This window comes from Brevundimonas sp. CURTG3B2_SDJG, assembly GCF_057364705.1.
Genome location: NZ_JBNFOJ010000105.1, coordinates 1 through 9,571 on the forward strand (window position 1 = coordinate 1; position 9,571 = coordinate 9,571).

Annotated in this window: 13 protein-coding genes and 1 pseudogene; 8 read left to right on the top strand and 6 right to left on the bottom strand. The window is 69.4% G+C overall.

Annotated elements, in window-relative coordinates; all coding sequences use genetic code 11:
* Positions 1 to 238: DNA repair protein RecO (recO, locus tag AC2W7C_RS08790; RefSeq protein ID WP_486001094.1), on the bottom strand; the 238-nt coding region annotated here is incomplete at its 3' end.
* Positions 239 to 296: 58 nt separating this feature from the next.
* Entirely contained in the window at positions 297 to 767 is a 471-nt protein-coding gene (locus AC2W7C_RS08795) for a nuclear transport factor 2 family protein (RefSeq protein WP_486001095.1), read from the bottom strand.
* Between the two features lie 158 nt (positions 768 to 925).
* On the opposite strand from AC2W7C_RS08795, the gene AC2W7C_RS08800 reads away from it, so the two are divergent.
* The 8 genes from AC2W7C_RS08800 (at position 926) to AC2W7C_RS08835 (ending at position 5,766) form a co-directional block, all read left to right on the top strand.
* On the top strand, positions 926 to 1,273 hold the full coding sequence (locus tag AC2W7C_RS08800; protein WP_486001096.1) for an ArsR/SmtB family transcription factor: 348 nt from the start codon (positions 926 to 928) through the stop codon (positions 1,271 to 1,273).
* Complete coding sequence (locus AC2W7C_RS08805; RefSeq protein WP_486001097.1) at positions 1,257 to 1,760, top strand: SRPBCC family protein; 504 nt, start codon at positions 1,257 to 1,259, stop codon at positions 1,758 to 1,760. The genes AC2W7C_RS08800 and AC2W7C_RS08805 overlap by 17 nt, the downstream gene beginning before the upstream one ends.
* Before the next feature lie 43 nt (positions 1,761 to 1,803).
* The gene (locus AC2W7C_RS08810; RefSeq protein WP_486001098.1) at positions 1,804 to 2,280 is read left to right on the top strand and encodes an SRPBCC family protein; all 477 of its coding nucleotides are present in this window, start codon (positions 1,804 to 1,806) and stop codon (positions 2,278 to 2,280) included.
* A 394-nt stretch (positions 2,281 to 2,674) separates the two neighbouring features.
* Positions 2,675 to 3,106, top strand: coding sequence for a VOC family protein (locus tag AC2W7C_RS08815; protein ID WP_486001099.1), 432 nt, complete (start codon positions 2,675 to 2,677; stop codon positions 3,104 to 3,106).
* A gap of 11 nt (positions 3,107 to 3,117) precedes the next feature.
* The gene (locus AC2W7C_RS08820) at positions 3,118 to 3,501 is read left to right on the top strand and encodes a DoxX family protein (protein ID WP_486001100.1); all 384 of its coding nucleotides are present in this window, start codon (positions 3,118 to 3,120) and stop codon (positions 3,499 to 3,501) included.
* Positions 3,498 to 3,992, top strand: coding sequence for an SRPBCC family protein (locus tag AC2W7C_RS08825; RefSeq protein WP_486001101.1), 495 nt, complete (start codon positions 3,498 to 3,500; stop codon positions 3,990 to 3,992). Before AC2W7C_RS08820 ends, AC2W7C_RS08825 begins: the two co-directional genes overlap by 4 nt.
* 510 nt (positions 3,993 to 4,502) lie before the next feature.
* Positions 4,503 to 5,084 (top strand): alpha/beta fold hydrolase, encoded by a 582-nt coding sequence (locus AC2W7C_RS08830; protein WP_486001102.1) that lies wholly within the window; start codon positions 4,503 to 4,505, stop codon positions 5,082 to 5,084.
* A gap of 22 nt (positions 5,085 to 5,106) precedes the next feature.
* Complete coding sequence (locus AC2W7C_RS08835; RefSeq protein WP_486001103.1) at positions 5,107 to 5,766, top strand: dihydrofolate reductase family protein; 660 nt, start codon at positions 5,107 to 5,109, stop codon at positions 5,764 to 5,766.
* On the opposite strand, the gene AC2W7C_RS08840 is transcribed toward AC2W7C_RS08835, so the two are convergent.
* The 4 genes and pseudogenes from AC2W7C_RS08840 to lepB form a co-directional block, all read right to left on the bottom strand.
* Entirely contained in the window at positions 5,660 to 6,997 is a 1,338-nt protein-coding gene (locus AC2W7C_RS08840) for a serine hydrolase domain-containing protein (RefSeq protein WP_486001104.1), read from the bottom strand. The two genes, AC2W7C_RS08835 and AC2W7C_RS08840, sit on opposite strands and share 107 nt — an antisense overlap.
* Positions 6,998 to 7,001: 4 nt before the next feature.
* Positions 7,002 to 7,963: pseudogene (gene era / locus AC2W7C_RS08845) on the bottom strand (GTPase Era).
* Positions 7,960 to 8,688: a ribonuclease III gene (rnc, locus tag AC2W7C_RS08850; RefSeq protein WP_486001105.1), complete on the bottom strand. Its 729-nt coding sequence runs from the start codon at positions 8,686 to 8,688 to the stop codon at positions 7,960 to 7,962. The pseudogene era and the gene rnc overlap by 4 nt, the downstream one beginning before the upstream one ends.
* On the bottom strand, positions 8,688 to 9,571 hold an 884-nt coding region (gene lepB, locus AC2W7C_RS08855), incomplete at its 5' end, for a signal peptidase I (RefSeq protein WP_486001106.1). The genes lepB and rnc, both read right to left, overlap by 1 nt.

Sequence of the window (9,571 nt, forward strand, 5' to 3'; positions counted from 1 at the left end):
CTGGGGCCCCTCCCCCCACCGGCTCCAGCCGCGCCGAGCCCAGGTGATCCGAGGTCCGCGCCCGGTATTCGACGGCGACCCGAGCGCCCGGCTGCAGGAAGGGCTTCATCCGGCGCGACGCTCCGCCCGCCACATAGGCGGCCCGGCGGCCGTGGGTCTCGGTCAGCAGTTCGGCGACGACGCCGGTGTCGCCGTGCGGGCGGGCGGACAGGACGAAGGCGTCGTCGAGGAAATCCATGACACGGACCTAGAGATCGCCGCGCCGCCGCGCCAGCGCCTTGTGCGGCGGTGGTTCGTCAGTCCGCGGCCTTGATCGCCGCCACGACCGCGTCGGCCTTGTCGTTGGGCACCGAAAAGCTGAGCACGTACTGCTCGATCTTCCAGCCGTCCGGGGTCAGGCGCAGAACGCCCGAACCGCGGGTCTCGCCGTAGCTGGAATTGGTCAGCTTCTCCTCGAACCAGGCGATGCAGCGGCAGTCGATGGGGGCGATGGTGATGGTCCGCTCGGTGGCCGGGTAAGACCAGCCCTGTCCGCGCGAGAAATAGGGTTCCGCGAAGGCGCGGAACTCCGCCAGGGTCCAGTGCTCCGACGCGTCGGTGCCGACGAAGCGCGCCTCGGGCGTGAACAGGGCGAAATAGGCCGGGCCGTCGGCGGCGGTCGAGGCCGCGTTCAGGCGGTCCAGCACCTGGGCGACGGCCGCGTGTTCAGCGGTGGTGCCAGGGGTCTGGATCGCGAGGGCGGCGAGAGCGATCAGCGACAGGGACATGACGAGCTCCGGAAGGTCTTCCGCCACGCTAGCCGAGCCCGGCGCGACGACCTAGCGTCAGGCGTCCGCGACGGCCGCCGATTTTAATTTAACCGAACGGTTGACAACGACCGACGGCTGGTTCATTTAACCGATACGTTCAATACAGAACCCGGCCCATGCAAACCGATCCTCTCTCCGCCAAGTTCGCCGCCCTGGCCGACCCGACCCGTCGGGCCATCCTGGCGCGGCTGTGCGAGGGCGAAGCCAGCGTCAACGACCTGGCCGCGCCCTTCGACATGAGCCTTCCGGCCGTGTCGAAGCATCTCAAGGTGCTCGAGAAGGCCGGGCTGATCAGCCGGGGGCGAGAGGCGCAGTGGCGCCCCGCCCGCCTCGAACCCATGGCGCTGAAGGGTGTCGCCGACTGGTTGGAACACTACCGCCGGTTCTGGGACGCCAGCTTCGACCGCCTCGACGCCTACCTGAAGAAGATTCAAAAAGGAGACGACAGTGGCCCAAGAAACTGAGAACAATCCCTGCAACACCGACGGCGTGGCCCACGAGCACGCCCTGGTCCTGCGGCGCACCCTGGACGCGACGCCCGAGCGAATCTGGAAGGCCTGGATGACGCCGGAGCTCTTGCAGCAGTGGTTCGCGCCCCGCCCCTGGACCCTGTCGGACATCAGGATCGACCCCCGTCCCGGCGGCGTGTTCAACTTCGTCATGCACGGCCCGGACGGCGAGGTGTATCCCAACAGCGGCGTCTTCCTGGCGGTCGAGCCGGGCAAGCGCTGGATCACCACCGACGCCCTGACGCCCGAGTGGAAGCCCGCCGGCCAGCCGTTCATGGTCGCCACCGTCGAACTGACCCCGACGGCCGACGGCAAGACCGAATACGTCGCCACCGCGCGCCACTGGAACGCCGAGACCATGAAGCAGCACGAGGCCATGGGCTTCCATGAAGGCTGGGGCACGTGCGCCGACCAGCTGGCCGAGCTGCTGAAAACCCACTGAGCCCCTTCCCCGCCGTCGACCGGACCCGCTTGAGAGCCCGCCCGTGACCCTCGTCGAAGACATCGCCACCCGCCCGACCCTGCACATGCAGCGCCTGTTCGACGCGCCGCGCGCGCTGGTGTGGCGGGCCTGGACGAACCCCGAGGTGCTGGTGCTGTGGCTGGGTCCGGTCGAATGGCCGGCGGTCAGCGCCCGCCAGGACCTGCAGGTCGGCGGCGAGTGGCGGGTCTGCCTGCGCTCGCCCGACACCGGCCAGGATTTGTGGCAGGGCGGGGTCTATCGCGAGATCGTGCCCAACGAGCGTCTGGTCTTCACCTTCAAGTGGGACGAGTCGCACGAGGACGGCCCGCCGGTGGAGACCCTGGTGACCGTTCAGCTCAGCGACGCCGACGACGGCTGGACCCGCATGGACTTCACCCACGAGGGCCTGAAGTCCGAGCAGAGCCTGACCGGGCACAAACACGGCTGGACCAGCACGTTCGAGCGGCTGGAGGCCTTCCTGAAGGACCAGGAGCCATGACCGCCTCGCCCTTCGTCTGGTGCGGCCGGGTGCTGAGCGGCCTGGTCACGGGCTTCGTGACGGCCGACGCGCTGCTGAAGCTCGCCGGGCGGCCGGATCTGCTGCAGGCGGGGATCGAGGTCGCCGCGCCTCCTGCCTTGCTGGGCTGGGGCCTGCTGGCCGCGGCCGCCCCTCTACGCCCCTGCCCCCGCACCGCCCGTCGCCGGCGCGGCGCTTCTGACCACGGCTCTGGCCCTTTCGGGCGCGGGCCAGACCGACCCATCCCGCCTGCTGTTCGGCGTCTATGTCGCGCTGCTGTTGTGGGCCGGGCTTCTGCTGCGCAAGCCCGCGCTGGGACAGCCGGTGCTGCGCGTCATTCGATAACGCGTTCAACGACGACAAGGGAGAAACGACCATGAAGATCGTGACCAGCCTCAGCTTCCAGGGCCAGTGCCGCCAGGCCTTCGAGTTCTACGCCAAAATCCTGGGTGGAGAGCTCATCGCCGCCATGCCCTACGGCGAGGCGCCTGCCGACATGCCGCCGATGGGTGAGCAGTACAAGGACTGGCTGATGCACGCCTGGCTGCAGGTCGGCGACCAGGCGATCATGGGCGCCGACATGGACAAGGACTGGGCCCCGAACATCGACAAGCCCAAGAACGGCTTCGACGTGACCCTGCACACCGACGACGGGGCCCAGGCCCGAGCCTGGTTCGACGCCCTGTCCGAAGGCGGCAAGGTGGTGATGCCGTTCGAGGCGACGTTCTGGTCGCCGGGCTTCGGCTCGCTGATCGACAAGTTCGGCGTGCCGTGGATGGTCAACACCAATCCGGAACTGCCGAAGTGAAGGCCTCGCCCATGGTCTGGACGGGCCGCGTGCTGACGGCCCTGTTCGCCCTGTTCATCCTGGGAGCTTCGGTCTTTCCGAAGCTTTCCGGGATGCCAGTGGCCGAGGAGACGATGGCCCAGCTGGGGTGGCCGCAGGGCTACGCCTTCGCGATCGGGATCGTCGAGCTGACCTGCCTGGCCCTGTACCTCTACCCGCGCACCAATGTGCTGGGGGCGGTGCTGTTCATGGGCCTGCTGGGCGGGGCGATGGCGACCCAGATCCGCGCCGGCAGCCCCCTGTTCAGCCATCAGCTCTTCAGCCTCTACCTGGGCCTGTTCATGTGGGGCGGGCTGTGGCTGCGGGACGAGCGCCTGCGGACCCTCTTCCCCTTCCGTCGGAGCGTCGCGTCATGACCATCCACGCCGCCATCCCCGAGGCCCTGAGGACCCTGCGGATCGACCGGACCTTCGACGCCCCGCGCGCCCTGGTCTGGAAGATGTGGACCGACCCGGCCCATGTCGGCGTCTGGTGGGCTCCGGAGCATTTCACCACGCCGGTCGTCCGCATGGACGTGCGGCCGGGCGGGGCCATCCACATGGTCATGCGCGCCCCGGACGGAAGCGACTATCCGTTCGACGGCGAGTTCGTCGCCCTGGATGAACCCGAGAGCCTGACCACGCGGACATGGGTGAACCACCCCGACGGTTCCCTGTGGTTCAAGGTCGAGCAAACGGTCCGGTTCGAGGAAACGCCCGACGGCCGGACCGCCATGAGTTTCCGGGCCGAGGTGCTGCACGCCGAGGAGACCGCCCTGGCCCCGCTCAGCGGCATGGAGGAAGGCTGGACCGGCAGCCTGGACAAGCTCGAGGCTCACCTGCGCGCCGTTACGGCGGCGGGCGGCTGAGATGCTCGAAGACCTCGCACCGCCCGTCCGGGCCTGAGGCCCGACCCGAGTTCACGCGTTACCGCCCGCGACGACCGATCGCGGGATCGATCTTCCACGCCTCAATCCAAGGAGCGCACCGATGCCGAACCGTCTTCTGATCTCCGCCGCCGCCCTGGCCCTGATGTCCGGCGCAGGAGCCCTCGCCTCGCCCGCCGCGGCCCAGACCCCTACGAACCTGACGCCTACAAGCCCGGCGCCCCACGCCGCACAGGCGCCCTCGCCCGCGCCGGTCGAACGGGCCGCCGCCGTCGAGGGCGGGGTGATCCGCTACCACGTGATCGGCGACCTGGCCTCGGGCAAGACGCCCGTCCTGGTGCTGCACGGCGCCTTCATGTCCATCGACGCGATGAAGCCGCTGACCGACCGGATCACCGACCGGCCGCTGATCGTGGTGGACCAGCGCGGCCACGGCCGCACCGGCGACCTGCCCGGCCCGATCACCTATGAGGCCTGGCCGACGACGCGGCCGTGGTCCTGGCCGACGCCGGCGTTCCGGCCGCCGACGTGGTCGGCTATTCGATGGGCGCGGGCGCGGCGCTCCAACTGGCGCTGCGCCACCCGGAGCGGGTCAAGCATCTGGTCCTGGCCTCGGTCAGCTTCAACGAGGCGGGCAACCTGCCCGGCTTCACCCAGATGATGGACGGCATCACGCCCGAGGTCTTCGCCGGCACGGTCATGGAGAAGGAGTTCAAGCGCCTGGCGCCGAACCCCGACGCCTTCGCCTCCGTGGTCAACAAGATCAAGGTCATGGACCGCGGCCAGGACTGGCCCGCCGAACAGATCCGCGCCCTGACCTCGCCGACCTTCATCATCATCGGTGACCACGACATCGTCCGGCCCGAGCACGCGGTGGAGCTGTACCGCCTGCGCGGCGGCGGCGACACGGCGCGCGCCTCCCAGCCCTTCCTGAGCGAGGCGCCGCCGGCCCGCCTGGCCATCCTGCCGGGGGCCTCGCACATCGACGTCTTCGGCGATCCCGCCCTGCTGGCGGCGATGATCCTGCCGTTCCTGGACGACCAGACCCGGCCGATGCCGCCGGGATTCTTCTAGGCCCTGGAAGGGAGATCGGATCATGCGCAGGATCAGAGCCGCGAGCTTCGTCTCGCTGGACGGCGTCATGCAGGCGCCGGGCGGCCCCGAGGAGGACCCGAGCGGCGGCTTCGCCTTTGGAGGGTGGTCGTTCACCTTCTGGGACGAGGTGCTGGGCCAGCTGATGGACGAGGCCATGGGCGAGGACTACGACCTTCTGCTGGGCCGCCGGACCTATGAAATCTTCGCCGCCCACTGGCCGTTCATGGACGACGAGATCGGCCGCAAGTTCAACAGCATCGACAAGTTCGTCGCAGCGGGGGCGGAGACGCCCCTAACCTGGGCCGGCAGCCATCGGCTGGAAGGCGACCTGGCTCAGGCCGTCCGCGACCTGAAGGCGACCGATGGCCGCGACCTGCTGATCCAGGGATCGAGCGAGGTCATCCACACCCTCCTGGCGGCCGACCTGATCGACGAACTGACGATCCTGACCTTCCCCGTGGTGCTGGGGCGGGGCAAGCGGCTGTTCGACGACGGCTCCCAGCCGCACGCCTGGACGCTGAAGCGGACCCATCCTTCGACGACGGGGGTCGTGGTCAGCACCTATGAGCGGGCCGGCGCGGTGCCGATCGGCTCGTTCGAGATGGACGCGCCCAGCCGGGCCGAGCTGGCGCGGCGCAAACGCTGGGCCCGCGAGGGCTGATCAGCGGGCCAGGGCGGTCGGGAAGCGGCCGCCCCAGGGCCTCGGCCATGCCCTGCTGAGACAGCAGGAATACCGCATCGCGCGAGTGGTAATTGTTGGACAGGACGATCACCACCACGTCGGCGTCCGGCTGATAGGTCACCAGGTTGCGGAAACCCGACCAGCTGCCGGTGTGATAGATCTGCGGGTCCAGGAAGTCGGGGCTGACCTGATTGCCCAGGCTCTTCTCGTAGAGGCCGTATCCCCACAGCCGGCGCGGCTTGCCCCGCTCGTCCGGCGTGCCGTCCGGCGCGTGGTCCGAGATCATCTGGCGATAGCTGTTGGGCGACAGCACGTGTCCGCGATGCAGCGCCCGCTCCCAGACCAGCAGGTCGTCCAGCGTCGAGTACAGCGCGCCGGCGCCGAAGATGATGCTGACGTTGGCGTCCGGCTGCGGCGTCGGGGCGCCGGCGGACAGGTTGGCGTAGCCCATGACCACGTCGGAGGCGCCGTCGTCATAGCCGGTGTCGGCCATGCCCAGCGGTTCGAAGAAGGCCTTCCTCAGATAGTCGTGCAGCGGCATGCCGCTGGCCTTCTCCACGACCGCGCCCAGCAGATTGTAGCCGGCGTTGTCGTACCGCACCTTCGTTCCAGGCGGGAACTGAAGGCCGTACCGCATGGAGTCTTCAGTCAACTCCTCCGGCGTGGCGGGCGTGACCCGGCGGGCGCCCCAGCCCGGGCGCGCCATCAGGTCGGGCACGCCAGAGGTGTGCGACAGGAGGTGATGCAGCCGGATGGGCTCCCAGGCCGCGGGGCACGGCTGGATCCACTTGCACAGTGGGTCCCAGACCGACAGGACCTTCTCGTCCTGCAGGCGCAGGATGGCGGCGGCGGTGAACTGCTTGCTGACCGAGGCCAGGCGGAAGCGGGAACTCAGCGCCAGCGGCCGGCCCCGGGCCTGGTCCGAATAGCCGTAGACCTGGCGGAACAGCACCTGGTCGCCCTTGGCCACCAGGACGCCGCCGGTGAAGGCGCCGGATCCGCCCCAGCGGTCCAGCTGGGCCTTCAGCTGGGGAAGATCCTGGACCACCTCGACCGGCGGACGGGGCGGCAGGGGATCGGGCGTGACGTCGAGCGGCGGGCGGTGCAGGGTCAGCCAGCCGACGCCGGCCGCCGCCAAGGCGAGGACGAGAATCAGGAGGCCGAAGGTCAGCCGGGGATGGTTCCCGGCGCGTCTGGGAACGTGGAACAAGGCGTCAGACGTCGTAGTCGAGGCCGAACTGGGCGTAGAGCGCCCGTGAATCCTGCCACTTGGGATCGACCTTGACCGTTAGGAACAGGTGGACCGGCCGGTCCAGCAGGTCAGTCAGCTCTCGCGCGACTTCTGGCCGATCCATTTCAGGGTCTGGCCGCCCTTGCCCAGCACGATGGGGCGCTGGCTCTCGCGCTCGACGTAGATGGTCTGCTCGATCCGGGCCGAACCGTCCGGACGGTCGTCGAAGGCCGTGGTCTCGACTGCCGCCGAATAGGGCAGTTCCTCGTGGACTCGCAGATAGACCTTCTCGCGGGTGATCTCGGCGGCCAGGACGCGCATTGGCACATCGGCGGACTGGTCCTCGGGATACAGCCACGGACCCTCGGGCATGGCCTGGGCGAGGCGTTGGGCCAGGTCGTCCACGCCGTCGCCGCTGAGCGCCGAGATCATGAAGACCTCGCTGTAGACGCCGGTGTCATACAGCGACTGGGACAGGGCCAGCAGGGTGTCGCGGCGCATGCCGTCGATCTTGTTCAGGGCCAGGATGACCTGCTTCCCGGCGGCCTTCAGCGCTGCGATGATGGTCTGGGTGTCCTCGGCCGACCGACGGTCGGCGGCCTGGCCGTCGCGGCCCTCGGCGGCGATGTGCGAGGCCGCGTCCACCAGATGGACGACCACGTCCGCGTCGTCGGCTCCGCCCCAGGCCGAGGCGACCATGGCCCGGTCCAGCCGACGGCGCGGACTGAAGATCCCCGGGGTGTCGACCAGCACGATCTGGGCGTCGCCGACGATGGCGATGCCGCGCACCGGAAAGCGCGTCGTCTGCACCTTCTGCGTCACGATCGAGACCTTGGTTCCGGTCAGCCGGTTGACCAGCGTGGACTTGCCGGCGTTGGGCGCGCCGATGATGGCGGCGAAGCCGGCGCGCTGGCTCTCGGGACCAGGGGTTTGGGGTTCGGTCAAATCACGCCTTCACGCTTCAGCAGGCCGACGGCGGCCGCTTTCTCCGCGTCCTGACGCGAACGGCCCTGTGCGGTCAAGGGTGCATGTCCGGCTACGCTGACTTCGACGGTGAACGTCGGGGCGTGATCCGAGCCCGTCCGGTCGACGATCCGGTAGGCCGGGAGCCCCCGTCCCTGCGCCAGCGCCCATTCCTGAAGCGTGGATTTCGGATTGCTGAGCGACCGCTTCGGCGGCGCCGAAAGTTCTTCGGCCCAGGCCCGGTCGAAGACGGCGCGGACCGCGTCGATCCCGCCGTCCAGCCAGACGGCGGCGAGGATCGCCTCCATGGCGTCGCCCAGGACGCCCTCGCGGCGCCGTCCGCCCTGCTTGGCCTCGCCCGGCGACAGTCGCATGGCGGGGCCGACGTCCAGGCGTTCGGCGACGTGGGCGCAGGCGGCCTTGTCGACCAGGGCGTGCAGGCGCGAGGACATCTCGCCTTCGTCGGCGTCGGGGAAGTCGCGCATCAGCCGGTCGGCGACCAGCAGCCCCAGGACCCGGTCGCCCAGGAACTCCAGCCGCTGATTGTCCAGGAAGGGCCGCCCGCGCGCGTCGCGCTCGGCCCCCTCGCCCACGCTGGCGTGGGTCAGGGCCCGCTCCAGCAGGCCCGGGTCCCGGAAGTCGTGGCCGAGGGCCTGCGCGAGGGCGCGGACCGCCTCGGCCCGACGATCCGGGGTCCTGGCCGTCATCAGTCGAGCAGGGTGAAGAACCGGCTCGGACGGACCTTGGCGAACCAGCTCACCGGGTTCCACAGCGAGGCGCCGGGCGACCAGGAGAACAGGATGATCTCGGCCTTGCCGATCAGGTTCTCGGCGGGGACCAGGCCGACGCCGGCCGACTGGTCCACGCGGCTGTCGATCGAGTTGTCCCGATTGTCGCCCATCATGAAGTAGAAGCCGGCCGGAACCTCGTAGACCGGGGTGTCGTCCAGGTCGCCGCCCGGGCCGAAGTCCTGGATGCGGAAGGTCTTGCCGCCCGGCAGGGTCTCGTTCGCCTGGGTGATCTGCTGGCCATACAGATTGGTCAGCTGCTCGGCGGTGACGGCCACGTCGCGGACCGGGGCGCCGTTGATGTGCAGGACGTTGTTGATCATCTGCACCCGGTCGCCCGGCAGGCCGATCAAACGCTTGATGTAGTCGGTCCGGTTGTCGCGCGGCAGCTTGAAGACGACGATGTCGCCCCGCTGCGGCGCGCGATCGAAGATGCGGCCCTCGAAGATCGGCGGGCTGAACGGGATCGAGTGGCGCGAATAGCCGTACGACCACTTCGAGACGACGATGTAGTCGCCCTCGTACAGGTTCGGCTCCATCGAGGCCGACGGGATGGTGAACGGCTGGAACAGGAAGATGCGCAGCACCAGGGCGATCAGCAGGGCGAAGGCGATGGTCTTGAAGATCTCCCAGCCCTCGCTGGACGAGCCGCCCTTGGATTTCTTCTTGCCCTTCTTGCCCCGCGCGTAGACCGGGGTCTCGTCGACGTCCTCGAAGGGGGCGTCGCCGGCGTCGCTCCAGACGGGACGCTTGTCGGCCGAGGTCGCGGCGACGGTCGCTGCGCCCGCCGCGGCGGCGACGG